The organism is Streptomyces sp. MBT65, from assembly GCF_016612545.1.
Taxonomy (GTDB): domain Bacteria; phylum Actinomycetota; class Actinomycetes; order Streptomycetales; family Streptomycetaceae; genus Streptomyces.
In genome coordinates this window covers 1-21,949 of the sequence record NZ_JAENRY010000076.1, presented here as the reverse complement: position 1 = coordinate 21,949, position 21,949 = coordinate 1, and the positions used below count along the sequence as shown (strand labels likewise).

Below are 21,949 nucleotides of genomic sequence, written 5' to 3'. Positions count from 1 at the left end.
TCTCCCCTGTGAGGCAGTTGTGAACCGGAAGCTATCGGAGCAACTCCAGTCACACCAGAGGAGGTTGTTCACGTCGGGTCAGCAGAGGATCCAGCCCGACGTGACCGACCCGCCCGCGACCACGCCCTTGATCCGCACGCACCGGTGCCCGGCGTGCACGGTGACCGGACCGGCCCGGTGTGTGTAGCGCCCCTTGTCGACGACGGGGCGGCTGCCGCGCGCCTGGACGCTGACCGACATCGTGCGCTTGGCGCCGGTGCTCTTGGGGACGGTGTACGCGCAGACGTAGTCGCCCCGCCGGAAGACATGGACGGTGCCGGTGGAGAAGGGCAGCGTCGCCACCTCCCGCCCCGGGCAGACCGCCGCCGCCTGGGCGGTGCCGGGGGCCGTGAGCGCGAGCAGTCCGGACGCGGTGAGCACGGCCATGCCGAGCGCCACCCGCCGTCGTAGCGCACCCATCTCCACAGTCATCCCTCCCGCACAGCAGCCGAACAGCGTACTGATGTACGGACGCAAGACGTATGTCGCACGGTTGCGCGCCCCCCGACACCTCGGAGGCGAACGGGCAAAGAGGGGTCAACGGGGCGCGACGACCGGCTCCTCCGACTCGGGCACACCGACGAACGTGCGCCACAGCCGGGCGTAGTACCCGTCCAGCGCGAGCAGCTCGTCGTGGGTGCCGTCCTCCACGACCCTGCCGTGGGCAGAACCTCCCCATGCCGCTCTCGCACCGCTCGGCCCTGGCGGGCCTCCCGGGCATCGAGACGGCGGCCGGACTCCGTCCGGCGCTCGATGTGGCTGCGAGCCCACGCGGGTCAGGCGGCGGTCGCGGGCGCGTCCTCTCCGACGAAAGTCCGCCAGAGCTCGGCGTAGTACCCGTCCAGCGCCAACAGCTCGTCGTGTGTGCCGTCCTCCACCACCCTTCCGTGATCCATCACCACGACCCTGTCCGCGCGGGCGGCCGTGGTGAGGCGGTGGGCTACGACGAGGGTGGTGCGGCGGCCGGCGAGGCGGTCGGTGGCCTGGTTGACCTGGGCTTCTGTGGCCAGGTCCAGGGCCGCTGTCGCCTCGTCCAGGAGGAGGATGTCGGGGTCGACCAGTTCGGCGCGGGCCAGGGCCAGCAGTTGGCGTTGGCCCGCCGAGAGGTTGCGGCCCCGTTCGGCGACCTCGTGGAGGTAGCCGCCGTCGAGCGTCGCGATCATCTCGTGCGCGCCGACCGCGCGGGCCGCCGCCTCCACCTCGGCGTCGGTGGCGTCGGGGCGGCCGTAGGCGACGGCGTCGCGGACGGTCCCCTGGAAGAGGTACGCCTCCTGGGGGACGACCCCGAGGTGGTGGCGGTACGACGTGATGTCCAGCGAGCGGAGGTCCGTGCCGTCGACCGTCACCCGGCCGCCCGTCGGGTCGTAGAAGCGGGCGACGAGCTTCACGAGCGTCGACTTGCCCGCGCCCGTCTCGCCGACGAAGGCGACCGTCTGGCCCGCCGGGATCGTCAACTCGACGCCCCCGATGGCCTCTTCGTCGTCGCCGTACGCGAAGTGCACGTCCTCGAAGGCGATGTCGCCACGGAGGGAGAGGACTTCGAGGGGTTCGTCTGCGGCTCGGGTGGACGTCGGTTCCTGGAGCAACTCCTGGATGCGGCCCAGGGAGACCGTGGCCTGCTGGTAGCCGTCGAAGACCTGGGAGAGCTGCTGGACCGGGGCGAAGAACAGGTCGATGTAGAGGAGGTAGGCGACCAACGCGCCGGTCGTCAGCGTCGCGTCGTCCACCCTGCCCGCGCCCGCGATCAGTACGGACGCCGCCGCCACCGACGACAGGAACTGCACGAAGGGGAAGTAGACCGAGATCAGCCGCTGGCCCCGGGTGCGGGCCGCACGGTAGCTGGCGCTGCGCTCGGCGAAGCGGCGACCGCCGTCCTTCTCACGCCGGAACGCCTGCACGATCCGCAGCCCCGACACCGACTCCTGGAGGTCCGCGTTGACCAACGACACCCGCTCACGGGCGAGTTCGTACGCCTTCACGCTCGCCCGGCGGAAGAAGAACGTCGCGATGATCAGCGGGGGAAGCGTCGCGAACACGACGAGCGCGAGCTGGATGTCGATCACCAGCAGGGCGACCATGATGCCGAAGAACGTGACGACCGAGACGAACGCCGTGACCAGGCCCGTCTGGAGGAACGAGGACAGCGCGTCGACGTCCGTCGTCATCCTCGTCATGATCCGGCCGGTCAACTCCCGCTCGTAGTAGTCGAGTCCGAGGCGCTGGAGCTGGGAGAAGATCTTGAGGCGGAGCGTGTAGAGGACCCGCTCCCCGGTGCGTCCGGTCATCCTCGTCTCGCCGCGCTGTGCCACCCACTGGACGACCACAGCGACGAGCGCCAGCAGCGAGGCGGACCAGATCGCGCCGATCGCCATCTTGGTGACGCCCTGGTCGATGCCGTGCCGGATCATGATCGGCAGCAGCAGACTCATGCTCGCGTCCACGGCGACCAGGCCGAGGCTGATCAGCAGCGGGGTGCCGAAACCGCGCAGCAGCCGGCGCAGACCGTACGAGTCCTCGGCGCGTACCGCGCGTGCCTCGTCGATGTCGGGGGTGTCGGTCGCCGGGGGCAACGCGTCGACCTGCGCGAGGAGTTCGGGTGTCGCGGGCATCCCGGACAGCGCGGTGTCCTTGGGTTCGCGGTCACCGGTCCACAGCCGGGGCGTGAGCCCGCGCTCGGCGTCGAACTCGGCGTCCAACTCCGCGCGTACGGAGGTGTCTTCGGCCGGTGCGGCGGTGGGCAGGGCGTGGCCGGGCGAGACACCGCCGAGTTCGTCGGGGTCGGTGAGGAGACGGCGGTAGAGCGGTGAGCGCTCCTGCAACTCCTCGTGCGTGCCGATGTCGGCGAGGCGGCCCCCGTCGAGGACGGCGATGCGGTCGGCGAGGTTGAGGGTGGAGCGCCGGTGGGCGATGAGGAGGGTCGTCCGGCCCTCCATGACCTGTTTCAGCGCCTCGTGGATCTCGTGCTCGACGCGCGCGTCCACCGCCGAGGTCGCGTCGTCCAGGACCAGCAGGCGCGGGTCGGTGAGGATCGCGCGGGCGAGGGCGACGCGCTGGCGCTGGCCGCCGGAGAGGGTGAGGCCCTGCTCGCCGACCTTCGTGTCGTAGCCCTCGGGGAGTTCCGCGATGAACCGGTCGGCCTGCGCGGCCCGGGAGGCCGTGAGGATCTCCTCCTCGGTCGCGTCGGGGCGGCCGTAGGCGATGTTGTTGCGGACCGTGTCGGAGAAGAGGAAGGAGTCCTCGGGGACCAGGCCGATCGCGGCGCGGAGGGAGTCGTGGGTCAGCTCGCGGACGTCGTGGCCGCCGATGAGGACGGCGCCGTGGGTGACGTCGTAGAAGCGCGGGAGGAGGAGGGAGACCGTGGACTTGCCGGAGCCGGAGGAGCCGACGACCGCGAGGGTCTCGCCGGGGTGGATCTCGAAGCTGAGGCCCTTGAGGACGGGGCGGTCGTCGTCGTAGCCGAAGGAGACGTCGTCGAACTCGACCGTGGCCGGGGCGTCGGCGGGGAGTTCCTTGGTGCCGTCCGTCATCGAGGGTTCGGTGTCGATGAGCTCCAGGACGCGTTCGGTGCCGGCGCGGGCCTGCTGGCCGACCGTGAGGACCATGGCCAACATGCGGACCGGGCCGACGAGTTGGGCGAGGTAGGTGGAGAAGGCGACGAACGTGCCGAGCGTGATGTGACCGCGCACCGCGAGCCAGCCGCCGAGGGCGAGCATCGCGACCTGGCCGAGGGCGGGGACGGCCTGGAGGGCGGGGGTGTACTTGGCGTTCTGCCGGATGGTGCGGAGGCGTCCCGCGTAGAGGCGGCGGCCGACCTCGCGGAGCTTTCCGGTCTCCTGGTCCTCCTGGCCGAAGCCCTTCACCACGCGTACGCCGCTGACGGCGCCGTCGACGACTCCCGCGACGGCGGCGGCCTGGGCCTGCGCGTACCAGGTGGAGGGGTGCAGCTTGCTGCGGCTGCGGCGGGCGATGAAGCCGAGCGCGGGGGCGACGGCCAGGGCGATCAGGGTCAGCGGCAGGGACAGCCAGGCCATGATCGCGAGGGAGATCACGAAGAGCAGGACGTTCCCGATGGTCATCGGGAGCATGAAGAGCAGGCCCTGGATGAGCTGGAGGTCGCTGGTCGCGCGGCCCACGACCTGGCCGGTGGACAGCTCGTCCTGGCGGCGGCCGTCGAGACGGGTGATCGTCCCGTACATCTCGGTGCGGAGGTCGTGCTGGACGTCCAGGGCGAGGCGGCCGCCGTAGTAGCGCCGGATGTACGTCGAGACGTAGACGAGGAGGGCGGCGACGATCAGGGCGGCCGCCCAGGGGGCCATGGAGCGGGTGTGGCCGCCGATCACGTCGTCGATGATCACCTTGGTGACCAGCGGGACGACCGCCATGACCGCCATGCCGGCGAGGGAGGCGCCGAGGGCCAGGACCACGTCCTTGGGATACCGCCAGGCGTATCCGGCGAGCCTTCGGGCCCAGCCCTGTGCCTGCCCCGGTGTCTCCCCCTGTTTCGCTGCCACGCGGTGCCTTCCGTTCGCCCCTGATCAGCTGGTCTTCCGAAAGGCACCAACGTGAAATGGAGCGGATTTCATCCCTCCGCAACAAACCGTCGGCAGGCGAAGCCGTCAGGCACGTACCCGGAGGTAGTAGAAGCGGGTCGTCTGTACCGCGTTCTGGTTGTCGTCGCTCACCAGCAGGACCTTGTAGCGGCCCTTCTCGCGGCCGGTGACGACCATGCCCTCGATGTTGTCGAGGAGGGGGTTCGGCTGGGGCTGCTTCGCCGTCGCGCCAAGGGTCGGGCAGTCGGCGATGTCCGCGAGGAGGGTCTTCTTGATCAGGCGGACGCCGGGCTGGCCGGTGAGGGCGTCGATCGTGCTGGTGTCCGTCGCGTGGCGCGGGTCGGCCAGGTAGAGGCGGACGGTGTTGCCGACGCCGCTGGTGAAGCCGCGCTCCAGGACGAGGAGGCGGCCGTCGGGGAGGGCCTGCACCTCGGGGACGCCGAGGAAGGCGGCGTCGGTCTTGTACGCGTACTGCGCGGCGAGCCTGAAGTGGTCGCCCTTGGTCCGGGTCCAGGTCTGGAAGCGGACGTCGCCCGAGGTGTCCCCTGCGATCGGGTACTCCATCGACGCGAGGAGCGTGCGGCCGCCGGGCAGCAGGGTCAGGCCCTCGAAGGTCTGGTTGGAGACGGCCCGGCCGGCCGGGGCGACCAGGAGCGAGGACGGGACCGGGAGGCGGTCGAGGATCTTGCCGTCGGTGGAGTAGCGGCGGATCGACGGCTCGGTCTCGGAGGTGATGAGGCGCGTACCGTCGCGGTCGATGACCAGGCCCTCGGAGTCGAGCGCGGCGCCGTTCTCGTCGGCGAGCGGGACGACCCGCTTCGGCTGGAGGGTCTTCGCGTTCAGGTCGAACAGCGAGGAACGGTCCTCCAGGGCGGCGATCGAGCCGTCCTTGTCCACCGCGAGCGCGGAGAAGTTGCCGACGAAGGTGCCGTCGTAGGTCGTCTTGTCGAGCGCGTCGGAGAAGCGGTCGATCGAGACGGAGGACGAACAGGCGTTGCTGGTACGGGAGTTGCTGACGGCGTTCGCGGGCCCGGCGGCGGTGAGGCAGGTGGCCGCCGCCAGGCCGGCGGTAGCGGTCGCGAGTACGGTTCTCAGGCGCATGGGCGTCACCGTAGGACGGGTGGGTGACGTGCGGGAGACCGCGCAGTAAAGCGATGTCCTTGAGCAGGGGTTTCAGGCGAGGTCCATGGGCAGGGGTTTCAGGCGAGGTCCTTGTGGATCGCCTTCGCGACGCCCTGGATCGTGGTGATCCCGTAGCTCATCGTGCTGTTGTCCTGGGTGAGCACGGACATCATGTAGTCGCGGCCGCCCCCGTTGAAGGTGCCCAGGCTGTGCACGCGCCAGCCGTGCGTGGAGCGTTGCAGCCAGCCGTTCTTGACGTGCACGGTGGCGCCCGACGGGGCTCCGTACGGCGTGCCCCAACGCTGGCTGGAGATCACCTGGTTCATCAACTTCAGGATGTACGCACGGGAGTTGTCGCTCAGGACCGTGTTCTTGGCGGTGACCAGCTTGAGCAGCTTCTGCTCGTCGGTCACGGTCTCCTGGGTCAGGCCCCAGTAGTTGTTGGCGCCGGGCTTGGTCTGCGTCATGCCGGCCGCCGTCAGGAAGCCCTTGATCTTCGTCAGACCGAGCTGCCGCCACAGGGTGGAGGTGGCGTCGTTGTCCGACTTGGTGATCATGGCCTTGGCGAGGGTCGACTCCCGCGTGGTCAGCGTGCGGTTGTGCTTCTTCGCGTCCCACAGCAGCGTGGCGAGCACGGTCACCTTGACGGTGCTCGCCGAGTCGTAGGCGGTCGTCGCCCGCAGGGTGCAGGTGGTGTTGGTCTTGCGGTCGTAGAGGCCGACGGCGACGGTTCCCTTACGGGTCGCGAGGGCAGCCGTGATGTCCTTCTTCAGCTTGTCGGCGAGGCCGGCCTTGGCGGACGTACAGCTGACCGTCGGGGTGGCCGCGGCGGCGGGCGTCGCGGCGGCCAGGACGGGTATCAGGATCCCGACGCCGGCACCGACGGCCACCACTCTGGCTCGACGGGACGTCCAATGAGTCTGAGTCATGCATGAGTTGACTCACAGGACGGCGTGAAAGGTTGTACGAGTTGGGGAACGACTGTACGAGACATTACCCGCCCCTTTGCTTATTCACAGCCGACCGCCAGGTACGGCACAGCGGCCACCCACCCTGCCTTTGCACGATGCGTGGGTGACATCTGCCACCGATCCGCACCCCCACACCGAACCGGCGTCCGCCGACTGGCCGCCGCCGGCCCCACCCGCCGAGGCGCCGCCCGAGAAGGCGCCACGCTGGTCGCTGCCCGCGCTCGTCGCCGTCCTGGCCCTGGCGGCCGTGCTGTACTCCTGGAACCTGACCGGCTCCAGCATGAACAGCTTCTACAGCAGCGCCGTCTACAGCGGCACGCAGAGCTGGAAGGCCTGGTTCTTCGGCTCGCTGGACGCCGGCAACTTCATCACGGTCGACAAGCCGCCCTTCTCCCTGATGGTGATGGGCCTGTCGTGCCGGATCTTCGGCTTCGGCACCTGGCAGATGATGCTGCCGGAGGTCGCCGCCGCGCTCGGCACGATCTGGATCCTGCACTCCTCCGTGAAGCGGTACTTCGGGCACGTGGCCGCGGCGATCGCGGCGCTGGTCCTCGCGCTCACCCCGATCACCGTCGCCATCAACCGTGACAACAACCCCGACACCCTCCTCGTCCTGCTGATGGTGGCGGGCGCGGCCCTCGGCCTGCGCGCCGTGCGCACCGAGCGGCTGCTGCCGCTGGTCGGCTCGGCGGTCTGCTTCGGCTTCGCGTTCAACACCAAGCTGCTCCAGGGCTACATCGCGCTGCCCGCCGTGTTCGCCGTGTACCTGTTCGCGTCGAAGCTCGGCTGGAAGAAGAAGCTCGTCCAACTCGCCGTGGCCACGGTCGCGTTGGCCGTCTCCAGCTTCTGGTGGGCCACGGCCGTCTCCCTCGTCCCCGCCTCCGACCGCCCCTACATCGGCGGCTCGACGGACGGCACGGCCTGGGACCTGATCATGGGCTACGACGGCTTCGGCCGCGTGTTCGGCGGCGAGGGCAACGGCGGCGGAGGCGGGGGTGGCGGCGGAGGCGGTACGTTCGCCGGCACCGCGGGCATCGGCCGGATGTTCAACGACATCCTCGGCGGCCAGATCTCCTGGCTGCTCCCCTTCTCGGCGATCGCCCTGATCGCCGGCCTGGTCCTGGTCGGCCGCGCCCCGCGCACCGACGCGACGCGCGCCGCGCTGGTCATGTGGGGCGGCTGGACGCTGCTGCACTACGTCACGTTCAGCATGGCCCAGGGCACGATGCACCCGTACTACACGACCGCGCTCGCTCCCGGCATCGCGGCGCTGTGCGGTGGTGGCGGCGTGATGCTGTGGCGCGCCTTCCGCGGTGACGACGCCCGTTGGTCGTGGGTCCTGCCGGCCGGCCTCGCGGTCACCGGTATCTGGGCGATCGTCGTACTCCGTCGCGCCTCCGGCTGGAACACCTGGCTGTGGCCGACGATCGGTGTGTTGATGGTCGCGGCGATCATCGGCCTGTTCGTCTTCCGCTCCGGCAACCGCGGCCGGTTGCTGACCGCGTCCATCGCGGCGGCGATCATCGCGGCCCTGGCCGGTCCGACGGCGTACGCCGTGACCCCGGCCGCGTCGAGCGGCTCCGGCGGCGGCATGGGCGGTACGAACCCGACGGCCGGTCCGTCCACGGGCGGCGGCATGGGCGGCGGTCCCGGTGGGGGCGGTGGCCGCGGCGGCTTCGGCGGCGAGGGCGGTCCCGGCGCGATGGCCGGCGGCGGTACCCAGCAGGGTGGCGGCGAGGCGCCCGGCGGGATGACGCCGGGCGGCGGCACGGGTGAGCTGCCGCAGGGCGGCGGGGCACCGAGCGGGGCGACCGGCGGTACGGCGGGTGGCCAACAGGGCGGTACCACTGGGGAGTTCCCCGGCGGCGGTACGGCTCCTGGTGGCACCGGCAGCGGCAGCGGTACGGCTCCGAGCGGCACCGGCGGTACGCGCGGCGGCTTCGGCGGTGGCGGGATGGGCGGCGGTGGCGGCATGGGCGGCACCACGTCCAGTGCGCTGATCTCGTACCTGGAGAAGAACCAGGACGGCGCCAAGTGGCTGCTCGCGGTGTCCAATTCGCAGAGCGCGGGCCAGCTGATCCTCAGCACCCACAAGCCCGTCATCTCCATGTGGGGCTTCACCGGCTCCGACAAGGCGATGACCCTCGCCAAGCTCAAGGAGCTGGTGAAGAAGGGCGAGTTGCACTACATCCAGCTCGGTGGCGGCGGGATGGGCGGCAACAGCACGCTCAACTCCGAGATCACCGCGTGGGTGCAGAAGAACGCGACGGCGGTGAAGGAGAGCGCGTACGACAAGAGCGCGACGACGGAGTCGAGTTCTTCGTCCTCCGCGTCGACGTCGACGACCAACACGTCGACGCTGTACCGGCTGGACCCGTCGGACGTGAAGTGACGCTGACGCACCTGTCGTAGCTGACACAGCCGACGGCGAACGGCCCCCGACCACACGGTCGGGGGCCGTTCCCGTGTGCCTCGGGACAGTCAACTCGCGTAGACACGAGGCAAATTGTCGCGTCCGGTCACCTGATCGACACGTCTCGTTTATTTACAGGACTGCATGTCCATGCCACGCTCCCGATTGCCGCCCCATTCAACCCGCGTAGATGGGACACTCTTTATGTTGGTGACTCGCATGCACCGCTGGAAAACGGTGGCGTTGGCCACCGCAGCGGTCCTGGTGGGCCTCGCGGCCCCGACCCTGACGGCGACTCCGGCCTCGGCCACGACAACGGCGTACGACTCGACGTACTACAAGAACGCGGTCGGCAAGACGGGTGCGACCCTGAAGTCCTCGCTGCACACGATCATCAGCACGAACGTCACGAAGATCTCGTACTCCGCGGTCTGGAACGCCCTCATGGCCACCGACCAGGACCCGAACAACAGCAGCAACGTGATCCTGCTGTACAGCGGCGTCTCCCGCGCCAAGTCCCTCAACGGCGGCGACGTCGGCGACTGGAACCGCGAGCACACCTGGGCCAAGTCCCACGGCGACTTCGGCGAGGTGGTCGGCCCCGGCACGGACCTGCACCACCTGCGTCCGGCCGACGTCCAGGTCAACAGCATCCGCGGCAACCTGGACTTCGACAACGGCGGCAGCGCGGTCACCAACGGCGGCGGCAGCACGGTCGACTCCGACTCCTTCGCGCCGCGCGCGGCGGACCGGGGCGACGTGGCCCGCATGATCCTCTACATGGCCGTGCGCTACGAGGGCGACGACGGCTTCGCCGACCTGGAGCCCAACGAGAAGGTCGGCAACGGCAGCAACCCCTACATGGGCAAGCTCTCCGTCCTCAAGGCCTGGAACGAGGCGGACCCGCCGAGCGCCTTCGAGGAGAACCGCAACAACGTCATCTACAACACGTACCAGCACAACCGAAACCCGTTCATCGACCACCCGGAGTGGGTGGAGGCGATCTGGTAGGCACGTGACGGGTTGGGCTCCCCGCAATGTGCGGGGAGCCCAACCATGGGCTAGCGCTCCAACCAACCAGCACACAGAGCACCCGACTCGCCAAAAGCTCACAGAGGTGACGATCGCCCACACCTGAGCCGCTCCACCAACTTGACTTACAGCTCAAGCTTCGGGCGGGAGCCGCGTCCAATCTGGGATCCCACGCGTCCAAAATGGACGCACGACGAGCCCTCGATGTACACTCATGGGTACCCGATGGACGCAATCAGCGTCCTGCTTGTCAAGGGGGAACATCCATGACGGTCTACGCCTACTGGAACAATAAGGGTGGCACCGGCAAGACCAGCCTGGTCTTCCAGTCACTGTGCTTCTATGCGGACCAGCACCCCAATGAGCGTGTGCTGGCGATCGACGTCTGCCCCCAGGCCAACCTGAGCGAATTGCTCTTCGGGGGCCTCACCAACCAGGGCAGCTTTCGCCTGCTCGCGCAACAGGGGGAGATCCCCCGTAAAACACTGGGCGGTTACTTCGAGAAGCGCCTGCCATCGCCATTCACGATGCCAGTCGTGACACCAAGCGACTACATCTCGAAGCCGCACGACTTCAACCCGGCGATCCCGACGAACGTGGACCTGATCGCGGGTGACCCCCTCTTGGAGCTCCAGAGCAACGCCATTTCCACCCTGGCGAACACACAGATCCCGGGTACCAACTCGTGGCTCAAGGTTATCGACTGGATCAGCGACCTGATCGAGACGCTGGAGGGCAGGTACGACACGATCTTCATTGACTCCAACCCCTCATTCTCGATCTACACCCAGATCGCGCTGTCTGCCGCCGACCGCCTGGTGCTGCCGGTCATGGCCGATGACTCGTCACGGCGAGCGATCCAAAACGCCTTCTCGCTGATCTACGGGCTCAAGCTACCGTCCGAGATCTACTCGACGTACGCCTTTGCGACCCGTCTACAGGCAGCCGAGCGTGAACTGCCGAAGGTCCACTTGATCGCGAAAAATCGACTGACCCAGTACATGGGCTCAGCGTCAGCGTACGCCGCGGTACTTCGGTCCATCGATGACGACATCGAGGGCGTATTGGAGGACCACCCCGAGATGTTCACATTCGACACAGTCGAGAAGGGAGTCGTGGACATTCGCGACTTCCAGACCACGGGCGTCGTGGCATTCGCCCGCGGGTGCCCGTTCTACGAACAGCGATCCGGTCGCTTCGACGTCATGGGGAAGCGCGTCCGCGTGGACGGGAACTATCTAGCTAACTGCGTCGAGGCCGTCCAGGGCTTGGTGACGCACCTCTAACCAGGAAATATGCTCCAATCTCCTACACCTGCCGCCTTACCCACTCCGGGAAGATGCAGCGGGGACTCACGGTATATAGCAACACGAACCGCTCCAGGACCAAACCATGAGCCACCGGCCAGAAAGGCCTGCTTACGAGATCCTCCAACCTTGAAGAGGATTCCCTGAAACAGGCCTGAGCGGTAATTCGTGACGGTTACGAAATTCCAACCAAACCCTTGGAAGCGACGAAGGCTACCCCTCCATACAGCCGGCCATCGCAGACATAACGCCTGGAAGCATTCCATCCAAGCGGATCAGAACAGAAGGACGCTTGGCCCTATTCCATTTAGGGGATTAACACCATGCACCCGTGAGGAATCCTCAGCCCTCGAAGTCGTACTCCAAGATGTACGACGCCGCGTCCAGCACCATGTCGTTCACCTCGACCGCCTGCCCCTCCGCGTCGAACGCGGTACGCACGACGAGAACCACCGGCACACCGGCCGACAGGGCGAGCCGGTCGGCCTCCCGGGCGCTGGGCATGCGAGAGCGGATCTCCTCGCGGAAGCGGACGGGCCTACGGCCCAGTTCCTCAAGCCTGGCGTACACACCGCCGGGGCCGGTGTCGGGCTGCGCGATCCGTGTACCGACGACCAGTTCGGCCGAAAGGTACGAGGTGGAGAGCAGCACCGGTTTACCTTCAAGAACGTACCGCCGACGGCGTACGACGACGCGGGCCTCTTCGTCGCCCAGCCCCAGCACTCCCGCGATCGCGGCGGGGGCGTCCTCCTCAGTCACCTCGACGGAGTCGACAACGAGTTCGCGGTCTCCGGCGTCGGTCGCCCAGATGGAACGTCCCTCGCCCCACTGCGCGTGCGCGAGTCGCTCCAGCCCGCGCCGCCGGATCGGCCTGAAGTCCCGGACGAACACCCCGGCCCCCTTGCGCGCCTCGACGATGCCCTCCGCCTGCAGAACACCCAGCGCCTGCCGGGCCGTCATCCGAGCCACGCCGTGTTCGGCCATGAGGTCGTTCTCGCCGGGAAGCCGCTCACCGGGCCCGTACTCGCCGGCCTCGACAGCCGCCCGCAGCCGCGCCGCGATGCGCTGGTACTTCGGCTGACGCCCCGTGTCCCCGCCGCTCATCCAGGCCTCTCCTCCGGTCATCTCTAGACATCCTAGGCATCAGCCGCCACACCCTCACAGCCGACCGCTGATCCGGGACAAGCAATCTCACACATCTCTAGAGATCTATTGACGCACCCGTACGCAAACCGCTTCACTGGCCAGGCTCACATCTCTAGAGATATGAGCCTGACTGCTGCTACCTGCCGTGGAGGTCCTCATGTCAGCCCACACCGCGACCGCACAGCCCGCAAGCCCCGACATGCGGGAGGCTCGGTGGCAACTCCCGCGCAACCCGCGCAGTGCGGGGCACGCACGCACGCTCCTTCGCTTGCAGCTCACGGACTGGAGGATCGCCGGCGAAGTCGCCGACACCGCCGAGCTGTTGCTCTCGGAACTCGTCACCAACTCCATCCGGCACGCACGGACTCCGCCCGGCCGCGAAATCGGCGTGCGCTTCGCCACGTACGACGGGCGGCTGCGCGTGCAGGTTGCCGACGCGAGCGATCACCGGCCCCAGCCCCGAGAGGCTGCCCTCGAAGACGAAGGGGGCCGGGGGCTCACCCTCGTAAGGTCCTTGGCGGAGCGCTGGGGATGCTGTCCCCGCCTGCACGGCATCGGAAAGGCGACATGGGCGGAGCTGTCACTGCCACGATGAACGTGAGCAACACAGAGGTACGGCCGATAGCGTCGAGATCGCCGCACACCGCACCCAACGCCGCACATGAGGAGATCCCCGTGGCCGACGCCTCCGTTCCCCCGCCGGACCGACCGGCCACGCCGGACGACGCCGTCACGGTCACGCTCACTTACACCGGCGACCAGGCCGAAGTGCTGCGCACGCTCGCGCTCCTGGAGGGACGTACGCCAGAGGAAGTGGCGTTGGACCACATCGCACGTGGTGTCCCGTTGTCCTTCTCCTCGTCCCTGGGAGAGGACTCGGAAGCGATGGTCGTTCTGGCTCGGGCCATGTTCGACGGGCCTTCCGACTTGTCCACTCGATCCAGCGAGGACCTGTTCGAGGAAGGTGGCCGTTGAACCGGCATCTGTTCGGCGTCGCGGACACATCAGTCCTCCTTGCGGTCTACAACCGGAAGGACGCCCACCACGAGGTCTCCGTACAGGCTCTCTCCCTGGTCGACCGCCTCGTCGTGTCACCGATGGTCCTGGCCGAGTTGGACTACCACCTGACGACAAAGATCAGCGGCAAGGCCGCAGCGGATGCTCTGGCCAGCATGCGCGCCTGGGCGAGCACGGATCGGCTCACGCTCGCCACGGTGGGCTGGCCGCTCCTGAGCGAGGCCGAGCGTCTGATGCGCACGTACGCGGATCAAGACGCCATCGGCATGACCGACGCGGTCAACGCCGTTCTGGCTTGGGCGTTGCCGCAGCCGGTCGTCCTCGCCCTCGACCATCACTACCGAGATGTCATCGCACCCAGGACTGGCGCCGAGGTTCCGCTGCAGGTGCTCCCTGCGGTCGCATAGCGGAGTCGCACTCCCCCTGATTCAGGTGGAGTTCGACAGCTTCCCGATCACTCCCGGCGCGGCAACCGCCGCGCCACCACATGCGCCCCGACCGTGGCCGCTACGGCTAGCGCCGCACCCTGTGCCACATTGCGCGGCCGCGTGGGCCGCAGCACACCGGCCCGCCGCAACCGCCCCCGGGCCCAGAGCGTGAACGGGACGACCACCAGCGGCGAGGTGACCACCCCGGGCGTGTATCCACGCACAACGGCGGCCTGGCTCAGATGCGCCAGGGCATGCAGCCCGAACCCGTTGAGAGCCGCCTGATAGAAGCCGGAACGTCCACCCGTACGGTGCCCGTCGGCGGCGGCGACCGCGACCACCCCGCCCATCACGGCGACGGCGGTCGCGAACTCCCGCCCACCCATGGCCTCCAGCCGCCGCCACGCGAGCTCCGGAACGCGCGGATACCGCACCTGCAGCCCGGGCAGATGGCGGCCGGCCCACCCCGGCATCGCGACCACTTCCTCCAGATCATGCACCGCCCAGGCCACCAACAGCCCAAAGGTCACACCGACTTCGACGCCCCGGCCGCCCTCGCCCACGCCATGTCCGCCCATGGGGCGAAAGTCTGCCGCACCGGCCCACGCCCCATTCCACCCATCCCCCAATCCTCCAATCCCCCCATGCCTACGCTGGATCCGTGCCCTCCCCGTCATCACTTCGCATCGCGATCGCCCAGGTAATGATCAGCGACGATGCCCGTCAGAACGGCCCGGTGGTCCGACGGCTCATGCGGGAGGCCGCCGAGGCGGGTGCCCGCCTGATCCTGTTCTCCGAGGGCTGCCTGTCGGGCTACGCCAAGGAACAGATCCGCGACTGGGACCAATTGGACTGGCCCGCAGTCGAGGACGAGCTCCGTCAAGTGACCGCGCTGGCGGCCGAGTTGCGGCTGTGGGTGGTCCTGGGCAGCGCCCACCGGCTCACCCCGCCGCACCGCCCGCACAACAGCCTGTACGTCATCGCCGACGACGGCCAGGTGGTGGACCGCTACGACAAGCGGTACTGCTCCAACACCGAGATCCTCGGCTACTACACACCCGGGTTCACACCGACCGTCTTCACGGTCGACGGATACCGGTTCGGCTGTGCCATCTGCATCGAGATCAACTTCCCGGAACTGTTCGTGGAGTACGAACGCCTGGGCGTGGACTGCCTGTTGCTGTCGGCCTACCCGGTCAATTCGGTCTTCGAGGTCAAGGCCCGGGCTCATGCCGCGATCAACAACTACTGGCTGGCGATGGCCACACCGGCCCAGACCACAGCTCTCCTCGACTCCGAACTGATCAGCCCGAACGGCACCGTCCTGGCCCAGGCGGACGCCAGGACGGAACTGATCATCGGCGAACTCGACCGCGACGCACCCGAGTTCCACATCGCCCTCAACAAGGCCCGCCCCTGGCGAGCGAGCGCCCGCCAGGGCGACATCTACCGCAGCCGCCGCGTCGCCGATCCACGGAGCGACAGTCCGGCCGGCTTCGGCTGACCGGCGGGCGCCGACCCCCGTACCACGTCACCCGCCGAACGTTCGGCCGTTCGGTGGAAACCGGAGTCCTCTCTGTGCTCGTCCGCCGACGGCGGCACCCGGGACGGCATCGTGGCTCCCGTCCCGGCCCACCCGCCCCGCACTCCAGGAGGACCACATGCTCGGCACCGACTTCATCACCGGATCGCCCAACTGGCTCGACCTCGGCAGCCCCGACACCGACGCGGCCGCCGCGTTCTACGGTGCCGTGTTCGGCTGGCAGTTCGTCTCCGCCGGGCCGGAGACCGGCGGGTACGGGTTCTTCCAGGTGGACGGGAAGACCGTCGCCGCCCTCGGGCCGCTCACCGAGGAAGGGGCACGGTCCGCCTGGATGATCCACTTCAAGACTGACGACATCGCGGCCACCGTCCAGGCCGTCACGGCCGGTGGTGGGACCGTGCGGATGGAGCCCATGGACGTCATGGGCGAGGGCATGCTGGCGCAGGCCACCGATCCGCAGGGCGCGCAGTTCGCGCTCTGGCAGCCGGGCCGGACGGCGGGGCTGGAACTCACCTCGGCCCCGAACACCCTGCTCTGGGCGGAACTGCACGCCACCGACCCGGAGGCCGACATCGCCTTCTACCAGGGCCTGTTCGGCTGGCGCAGCCAGGACATGCCGGCACCCGGCATGACGTACCGGGTGCTGAGCACCAGCGCAGGCGACCAGCAGGACGCCTCCTTCGGCGGGGTCGCGCCGCTCAACGTCGGCGAGGGCGAACAGCCGCGCTGGGTACCGTACTTCCACTCGACGGACGTCGACGCCACGATCAACACGGCGCGCTCCAACGGCGGTTCCGAACTGATGCCGGCGTCGGACGTACCGCAGGTCGGCCGCATCGCCTGGCTCGCGGACCCCTTCGGCGCGGCCTTCGCCCTGCTGACGCCGGATCCGCGGATGTGACGCCGACGGCGGGAGAAGCTCCGGATCAAGCGTCGAAGCCGAACTCCAGCACGTACACGGACGAGTCCAGCACCATGTTGTCGACCTCGACGGCAACTCCCGTGGCGTCAAAGGCGGTTCGCGCGATCAGCATGACCGGCACACCCGTCGGCAGCGCCAGTCGCTCGGCCTCGTCACCGCTCGGCATACGCGAACGGATCTCTTCCCTGAAGTGGACCGGCTTGCGCCCGAGCTCCTCCGGCCTCGCGTAGATACCGCCGGGACCGGTGTCGGGCCGAGCGATCGCTGTGCCAAACCCAGCACACCCGCGATCGCGGCGGGAGCATCCTTCGTCCTTCACTGCCAGGCAGGATTCCGGCTCGGCAGCCAGGGACCGAAGAGCGACTCGTATTCCTCTCCCGTCTCGACGGTGAGGACGAAGTCCGGCGTCGTGGCACAGACCGCGGCATGCAGGCGAGCCAACAGGTCCGAGAAGGACCCGAACTCCAAACCCAGTGCGGCAGCCAGGCGCACTCGATGTGCGCCGATCTCGGGTTGGTCCCCGAGCTCGTCACCGCGAAGGTGGTCGGCCGTCATCCGCATGACCGTCAAATCACCGGATCCGGAGAACTTCAGACAGTCCCACCAGGACGGCAACCCGACCATGATCTCCAGCGCCTCGGTCAGACTCCGGCCGATCAAGCCGGCCTGTCCTTCGGAGCTGGCATACAGCACAGGTCGGTCCGCGCTGCCGTCACCACAGAGGAAGAACGTTCCGCCGGTGAAGTCGCCGGCAACGCCCTCCAGAGCCAGCCCGGACGAGAGCCGGACAGGCTCCCCGTGATCGCTACGTGAAAGATCAAACTCACAGACGCGCCAGAGCAGTTCGGCGAGGCCGGAGTCTCTTCGTATCGAGTCCAGGATTACTTCGTCGCGAGTCACGCCGCGGACGATAGCAGTGGCCTGAACGGCGCGCTTCATACGGTTGACCAGGGAGTCCAGGGCTCGAAGGTCCGCGAAGACACAACGGAGTCGCGGAAACCGACCGTTGAGCCGCAGCCCCGACACGCACCACCGCCCTCGAACCACCCGTCACCCCAAATGCGTAGCCGCGAACATCCGCAACACAACCGGCAGTACGACCACGGAAGGCCCCGGTTCCCCCAACGCCTTCGCCAGGTCCGACTCCAGTGCCTCCGGTGACGTACGTACCCCCGGCACCCCGAACGACTCCGCCAGCGCCACGTAGTCCGGTCGGGTCAGTTCCGTCGCCGTCGCCTCGCCGAACGCGTCCGTCATGTACTCGCGGAGGATGCCGTAGCCGCCGTCGTCGACGATGAGCCAGGTGACGTTCAGGTCGTATTGTCGTGCCGTCGCCAACTCCGCGATCGAGTAGAGCGCGCCCCCGTCCCCCGACACCGCCAGCACCGGCCGCGTCGGGTCCGCCGCGGCCGCGCCCAGGGCCGCCGGGAAGCCGTAGCCGAGGCCGCCCGCGCCCTGGGCGGAGTGGAGGTGGTTGGGGCCCTTCGCGTCGAAGGCCGACCAGGCCCAGTAGGCGAGGATCGTCATGTCCCAGAAGGAGGGGGAGTTGGCGGGGAGTGCCTTGCGTACCGACTTCAACACGCCCTGTTCCAGGGTCAGTTCCTGGGCGTTGATGCGTTCGCGTACGCGGCCCAGCAGCTCGGCCACCCTCTCCGCCGCCGTCGGATCAGTACGTTCCGTCACCGTCTCCAACAGCGCCTGTACCGCGTGCCACGCGTCCGCGTGGATGCCCAACGCCGGGTGGTTCGACTCCAGTTTGCCGAGGTCCGCCTCGATCTGGATCACCCGGCCGCGCGGGGCGAACGTGTGGTAGTTCGAGGACAGTTCACCCAACCCCGAACCCACCACCAGCACCACGTCCGCGTCCTCCAGGAAGTCCGTCGTGTGGCGGTCCTCCAGCCAGGACTGGAGCGACAGCGGATGCGTCCACGGGAACGCGCCCTTGCCGCCGGGCGTCGTGACCACCGGCGCCTGGAGCTTCTCCGCCAACTGCCGCAGTTTCTTCGAGGCGTCGGCCCGCACCACTCCCCCGCCCGCGATGATCGCCGGGCGGGACGCCTTCGACAGCAAGTCGGCTGCCACCGCCGTCAGTTCGGGGCGTGGGATCAGGTCCTCCGGGGTCGCGTCCACCGCCGTCACCACCGGGAGGAGAGTCGGAGACAGCAGGACGTCCTGCGGGATCTCCACCCACACCGGGCCGTGCGGCGCGGTGAGCGCCGACTTCCACGCCTCCGCGATCGCCGACGGGATCTGCGACTGCGCGCGGACCGTGTGAACCGACTTCACCACACCCCTGAACGAGGCGGACTGGTCCGGGAGTTCGTGCAGATAGCCATGGCGACCACCGCCCAGGCCGGCCGTCGGGATCTGGCTGCTGATCGCCAGGACGGGGGCCGAGGCCGCCCGCGCCTCCTGGAGCGCGGCCAGGGACGTCAGCGCGCCCGGGCCCGTCGACAGCAGCAGCGGTGCCGCCTCGCCCGTGATGCGGCCGTACGCGTCCGCCGCGAACCCGGCGTTGTTCTCCACCCGTAGGCCGATATAGCGGAGGTCGGAGCGGCGCAGCGCGTCGAACATGCCCAGCGCGTGCTGGCCGGGCAGGCCGAAGACGGTCGTCGCGCCGAGGCCCGCCAGGGTCTCCACGACCAGGTCACCGCCGTTGCGCCCGGGGGGCGGGTTCAGCGCGGCGGTGATCTGCGCGGCCGTCGGGCGGAGTTCCAGGTCGTGGTCGTGCGTCACGTCGTCTCTGTCTTTCTGCGAGGTCTCTCCACGAGTCACCAACTGCCCGTCCCCCGTTACGCGTTGCGCGCCTCGGCGATCTGGCGGGACATGATGGTGATCAGGTCGTACGCGGTGTGCGACGCCGCCACCGACGTGATCTCGGCGTGGTCGTACGCCGGTGCCACCTCGACGACGTCCGCCGACACCAGGTTGCAGGATGCCAGGCCGCGCAGGATCTCCAGAAGTTCGCGCGAGGTCAGGCCGCCGGCCTCGGGCGTGCCGGTGCCGGGCGCGTGGGCCGGGTCGAGGCAGTCGATGTCGATGGAGATGTAGAGGGGGCGGTCGCCGATGCGCTGGCGCAGCTGGTCGGCGACCTCGTCGGCGCCCCGGCGGTAGACGTCCGCCGACGTGACGATGCCGAAGCCCATCTTCTCGTCGTCCTTGAGGTCCTGCTTGCCGTACAGCGGCCCGCGGATGCCGACGTGCGAGAGCGCCTCCGTGTCGAGGATGCCCTCCTCGACCGCCCTGCGGAACGGCGTCCCGTGCGTGTACTCGGCGCCGAAGTACGTGTCCCAGGTGTCGAGATGGGCGTCGAAGTGCAGCAGGGCCACCGGGCCGTGCTTCTTCGCGACCGAGCGCAACAGCGGTAGCGCGATGGTGTGGTCGCCGCCCAGCGTCATCAACCGCGCGCCGGTGTCCAGGAGTTGGTCCGCGGCCTCCTCGATCGTCTCGACGGCCTCGTTGATGTTGAACGGGTTCGCCGCGATGTCACCGGCGTCCGCGACCTGCGCCAGCGCGAACGGGGACGCGTCCTGCGCCGGGTTGTACGGCCGCAGCAGCCGGGACGCCTCGCGGATCGCGTTGCCGCCGAAGCGCGCGCCCGGCCGGTAGGAGACACCGGCGTCGAACGGCACCCCGACCACGGCGACATCGGCGCTGCCGACCTCGTCCAGACGCGGGAGGCGGGCGTAGGTCGCGGGACCGGCGAAGCGCGGGACCCGGGAGGAGTCGACGGGGCCGCGAGGCGTCTCGTTGCTGGTCATGGGTACTGCCTTCTTTCCTACGCTTCGTCGCGTATGGACTCTTTGTACGGCTGGCTACGACTCTACTGGTGGGCGGCGACCGGCTCGGACGCGAGTTCGGGGGCACCGCGCCCGGCGAGCCGCTCCCGCCAGGCGGCCAGCACCGCCGCGTCGGTCGCCGGCGTGGCGAGCGAGACCGTGACATAGGCGGCCAGGGACAGCAACAGGCCGTAGTACACAGGCTCGTTGGCGAGGATGCCGTAGGTCGCCATCAGACCGACGACCGCGAGGCCGCCGACGGCGACGGAGGCGAGCGCGCCCTGTGCGGTGCCGCGCTTCCAGAGCAGTCCGCCGAGGATCGGGACGAGGAGGCCGCCGACGAGGAGGTTGTACGCCACCGTCAGCGCCTCGACGACGTTGTTGAGCGCGATCGCCGTGACGATCACCGCTACGCCCATGACGAGGATGAAGGCGCGGTTGCCGCGCACCTCGTCGTGCTGCTCCTCCTCGCTGTCGCGCCGGACGGCTCCGCGCAGCTTCGACCAGATGTCGTTGTTGGCGACCGTGGCGCAGGCGATCAGCGCGCCGGAGGAGGTCGACATGACGGCGGCCAGGGCGGCGGCGAGCACCAACCCCCGCACCCCGACCGGGAGTTCGTCCTTGACTATGGTCGCGAAGGCGTCGTCCGCGCTGCCGAGGTTCGGGTAGAGGACCTTGGCCGCCGTGCCGATGACGGCGCCGGCGAGGGCGTAGACGAGACAGTAGGTGCCCGCGACCGTGCCGCCCCACCTGGCGGTCCTGTCGCTGCCCGCCGTGAACACGCGCTGCCAGATGTCCTGGCCGATGAGCATGCCGAACGTGTAGATCAGGACGTAGGTGAAGATCGTCTCGCCGCCGATGCCCAGCGGGTCGAAGTAGCCGGTGGGCAGCTTCGCCTTCATCTCGCCGAAGCCGCCCGCCTTGACGACCGCGATGGGGAGCAGGAGCAGGAGCACGCCGATCGTCTTCACCACGAACTGGACCATGTCCGTCAGCGTGATCGACCACATGCCGCCGAGCGTCGAGTACGCGACGACGATCGAGCCGCCGAGGATGATCGCGACCGTGCGGTTCATGTCGAAGAGGACGTCGAAGATCGTGGCGTAGGCGATCGTCGAGGTGACGGCCAGCATCAGGGTGTACGCCCACATGACCACGCCGGAGATCACGCCCGCCCGGCCCCCGTACCGGAGGTCGAGCATCTCGGAGACGGTGTACACCTTCAGGCGGGCGATGCGGGCGGAGAAGAAGACGGACAGGGCGAGCAGGCCGAGGCCGATGGTGAAGACCATCCACGCCCCGGACAACCCGTACTGGTAGCCGAGGCCGACCCCGCCGATGGTGGACGCGCCGCCCAGGACGATCGCGGCCATGGTGCCGGAGTACATGACCGGGCCCAGCCGGCGGCCCGCGACCAGGAAGTCGCTCTTCGACTTGGCGCGGCGCATGCCCCACCAGCCCATGGCCAGCATGCCGGCCAGGTAGACGACGATGACGGTGTAGTCGACGGCCATACGGGGGCCTCCTTCGCGATGGTCGCTGCCTGGTCCGGGTCGACACTAGGTGGCCGGAAAGCGGCTGCGAAGTGTACGTTTCATCCACCCGAGCACGAGGTGATGGAGGAAACGTCCACCATGCCGGACCTCACGATTCCCCCCACGCCACCCACCCCTCCTGTGC

18 protein-coding genes and 1 pseudogene are annotated in these 21,949 nt (G+C 68.8%); 8 read left to right on the top strand and 11 right to left on the bottom strand.

Features of this window, described 5'->3' with window-relative positions; all coding sequences use genetic code 11:
* Positions 1 to 78: 78 nt before the first annotated feature.
* The 4 genes from JHN63_RS18960 to JHN63_RS18945 all read right to left on the bottom strand — a co-directional run bounded on the left by JHN63_RS18960 (position 79) and on the right by JHN63_RS18945 (position 6,640).
* The gene (locus JHN63_RS18960) at positions 79 to 471 is read right to left on the bottom strand and encodes a hypothetical protein (RefSeq protein ID WP_234477356.1); all 393 of its coding nucleotides are present in this window, start codon (positions 469 to 471) and stop codon (positions 79 to 81) included.
* A gap of 344 nt (positions 472 to 815) precedes the next feature.
* The gene (locus JHN63_RS18955) at positions 816 to 4,550 is read right to left on the bottom strand and encodes an ABC transporter ATP-binding protein (protein WP_200682264.1); all 3,735 of its coding nucleotides are present in this window, start codon (positions 4,548 to 4,550) and stop codon (positions 816 to 818) included.
* 105 nt (positions 4,551 to 4,655) lie between these two features.
* Positions 4,656 to 5,690, bottom strand: a complete 1,035-nt coding sequence (locus tag JHN63_RS18950; protein WP_200682263.1) for an esterase-like activity of phytase family protein — start codon at positions 5,688 to 5,690, stop codon at positions 4,656 to 4,658.
* A gap of 98 nt (positions 5,691 to 5,788) precedes the next feature.
* Complete coding sequence (locus tag JHN63_RS18945) at positions 5,789 to 6,640, bottom strand: serine hydrolase (protein WP_234477355.1); 852 nt, start codon at positions 6,638 to 6,640, stop codon at positions 5,789 to 5,791.
* Between the two features lie 145 nt (positions 6,641 to 6,785).
* On the opposite strand from JHN63_RS18945, the gene JHN63_RS18940 reads away from it, so the two are divergent.
* The 3 genes from JHN63_RS18940 to JHN63_RS18930 all read left to right on the top strand — a co-directional run bounded on the left by JHN63_RS18940 (position 6,786) and on the right by JHN63_RS18930 (position 11,413).
* Positions 6,786 to 9,074, top strand: a complete 2,289-nt coding sequence (locus JHN63_RS18940) for a glycosyltransferase family 39 protein (RefSeq protein ID WP_200682262.1) — start codon at positions 6,786 to 6,788, stop codon at positions 9,072 to 9,074.
* A 225-nt stretch (positions 9,075 to 9,299) separates the two neighbouring features.
* On the top strand, positions 9,300 to 10,106 hold the full coding sequence (locus tag JHN63_RS18935; RefSeq protein ID WP_200682261.1) for an endonuclease I family protein: 807 nt from the start codon (positions 9,300 to 9,302) through the stop codon (positions 10,104 to 10,106).
* 287 nt (positions 10,107 to 10,393) lie between these two features.
* Entirely contained in the window at positions 10,394 to 11,413 is a 1,020-nt protein-coding gene (locus JHN63_RS18930; RefSeq protein ID WP_200682260.1) for a ParA family protein, read from the top strand.
* 363 nt (positions 11,414 to 11,776) lie between these two features.
* Here the strand turns inward: JHN63_RS18930 and JHN63_RS18925 are convergent, their stop codons facing one another.
* Positions 11,777 to 12,559: a GntR family transcriptional regulator gene (locus JHN63_RS18925; protein WP_234477354.1), complete on the bottom strand. Its 783-nt coding sequence runs from the start codon at positions 12,557 to 12,559 to the stop codon at positions 11,777 to 11,779.
* A gap of 178 nt (positions 12,560 to 12,737) precedes the next feature.
* Between JHN63_RS18925 and JHN63_RS18920 the strand changes: the two genes are divergently transcribed.
* The 3 genes from JHN63_RS18920 (at position 12,738) to JHN63_RS18910 (ending at position 14,004) form a co-directional block, all read left to right on the top strand.
* Complete coding sequence (locus JHN63_RS18920; RefSeq protein ID WP_234477353.1) at positions 12,738 to 13,175, top strand: ATP-binding protein; 438 nt, start codon at positions 12,738 to 12,740, stop codon at positions 13,173 to 13,175.
* Between the two features lie 80 nt (positions 13,176 to 13,255).
* On the top strand, positions 13,256 to 13,555 hold the full coding sequence (locus JHN63_RS18915; protein WP_200682259.1) for a hypothetical protein: 300 nt from the start codon (positions 13,256 to 13,258) through the stop codon (positions 13,553 to 13,555).
* A complete protein-coding gene (locus tag JHN63_RS18910) occupies positions 13,552 to 14,004 on the top strand; it encodes a type II toxin-antitoxin system VapC family toxin (protein WP_200682258.1) in 453 nt (150 codons plus the stop codon). The genes JHN63_RS18915 and JHN63_RS18910 overlap by 4 nt, the downstream gene beginning before the upstream one ends.
* A gap of 47 nt (positions 14,005 to 14,051) precedes the next feature.
* Here the strand turns inward: JHN63_RS18910 and JHN63_RS18905 are convergent, their stop codons facing one another.
* Entirely contained in the window at positions 14,052 to 14,603 is a 552-nt protein-coding gene (locus JHN63_RS18905; RefSeq protein WP_200682257.1) for an HXXEE domain-containing protein, read from the bottom strand.
* A gap of 83 nt (positions 14,604 to 14,686) precedes the next feature.
* Here JHN63_RS18905 and JHN63_RS18900 point away from each other — a divergent pair, with 83 nt between their 5' ends.
* Both JHN63_RS18900 and JHN63_RS18895 read left to right on the top strand, forming a co-directional pair.
* Complete coding sequence (locus tag JHN63_RS18900) at positions 14,687 to 15,529, top strand: carbon-nitrogen hydrolase family protein (RefSeq protein WP_307781921.1); 843 nt, start codon at positions 14,687 to 14,689, stop codon at positions 15,527 to 15,529.
* A gap of 157 nt (positions 15,530 to 15,686) precedes the next feature.
* Complete coding sequence (locus JHN63_RS18895) at positions 15,687 to 16,469, top strand: VOC family protein (protein ID WP_200682256.1); 783 nt, start codon at positions 15,687 to 15,689, stop codon at positions 16,467 to 16,469.
* 25 nt (positions 16,470 to 16,494) lie between these two features.
* Here the strand turns inward: JHN63_RS18895 and JHN63_RS18890 are convergent.
* The 5 genes and pseudogenes from JHN63_RS18890 to JHN63_RS18870 form a co-directional block, all read right to left on the bottom strand.
* Positions 16,495 to 16,761: pseudogene (locus tag JHN63_RS18890) on the bottom strand (UTRA domain-containing protein); the annotation flags it as partial.
* A 44-nt stretch (positions 16,762 to 16,805) separates the two neighbouring features.
* A complete protein-coding gene (locus tag JHN63_RS18885) occupies positions 16,806 to 17,390 on the bottom strand; it encodes a hypothetical protein (protein ID WP_200682255.1) in 585 nt (194 codons plus the stop codon).
* A 150-nt stretch (positions 17,391 to 17,540) separates the two neighbouring features.
* Positions 17,541 to 19,226, bottom strand: coding sequence for a thiamine pyrophosphate-binding protein (locus JHN63_RS18880; RefSeq protein WP_200682254.1), 1,686 nt, complete (start codon positions 19,224 to 19,226; stop codon positions 17,541 to 17,543).
* 56 nt (positions 19,227 to 19,282) lie between these two features.
* A complete protein-coding gene (gene speB, locus JHN63_RS18875; RefSeq protein WP_200682253.1) occupies positions 19,283 to 20,251 on the bottom strand; it encodes an agmatinase in 969 nt (322 codons plus the stop codon).
* A gap of 62 nt (positions 20,252 to 20,313) precedes the next feature.
* Complete coding sequence (locus JHN63_RS18870) at positions 20,314 to 21,783, bottom strand: sodium:solute symporter (RefSeq protein ID WP_200682252.1); 1,470 nt, start codon at positions 21,781 to 21,783, stop codon at positions 20,314 to 20,316.
* Positions 21,784 to 21,949 lie beyond the last annotated feature (166 nt).

Excerpts from the sequence above, each read along its gene's own strand:
- JHN63_RS18960 (WP_234477356.1), bottom strand. The coding sequence starts at position 471 with ATGACTGTGGAGATGGGTGCGCTACGACGGCGGGTGGCGCTCGGCATG.
- JHN63_RS18950 (WP_200682263.1), bottom strand. The coding sequence starts at position 5,690 with ATGCGCCTGAGAACCGTACTCGCGACCGCTACCGCCGGCCTGGCGGCG.
- JHN63_RS18945 (WP_234477355.1), bottom strand. The coding sequence starts at position 6,640 with ATGACTCAGACTCATTGGACGTCCCGTCGAGCCAGAGTGGTGGCCGTC.
- JHN63_RS18935 (WP_200682261.1), top strand. The coding sequence starts at position 9,300 with ATGTTGGTGACTCGCATGCACCGCTGGAAAACGGTGGCGTTGGCCACC.
- JHN63_RS18930 (WP_200682260.1), top strand. The coding sequence starts at position 10,394 with ATGACGGTCTACGCCTACTGGAACAATAAGGGTGGCACCGGCAAGACC.
- JHN63_RS18925 (WP_234477354.1), bottom strand. The coding sequence starts at position 12,559 with ATGACCGGAGGAGAGGCCTGGATGAGCGGCGGGGACACGGGGCGTCAG.
- JHN63_RS18920 (WP_234477353.1), top strand. The coding sequence starts at position 12,738 with ATGTCAGCCCACACCGCGACCGCACAGCCCGCAAGCCCCGACATGCGG.
- JHN63_RS18905 (WP_200682257.1), bottom strand. The coding sequence starts at position 14,603 with ATGGGCGGACATGGCGTGGGCGAGGGCGGCCGGGGCGTCGAAGTCGGT.
- JHN63_RS18895 (WP_200682256.1), top strand. The coding sequence starts at position 15,687 with ATGCTCGGCACCGACTTCATCACCGGATCGCCCAACTGGCTCGACCTC.
- speB (WP_200682253.1), bottom strand. The coding sequence starts at position 20,251 with ATGACCAGCAACGAGACGCCTCGCGGCCCCGTCGACTCCTCCCGGGTC.
- JHN63_RS18870 (WP_200682252.1), bottom strand. The coding sequence starts at position 21,783 with ATGGCCGTCGACTACACCGTCATCGTCGTCTACCTGGCCGGCATGCTG.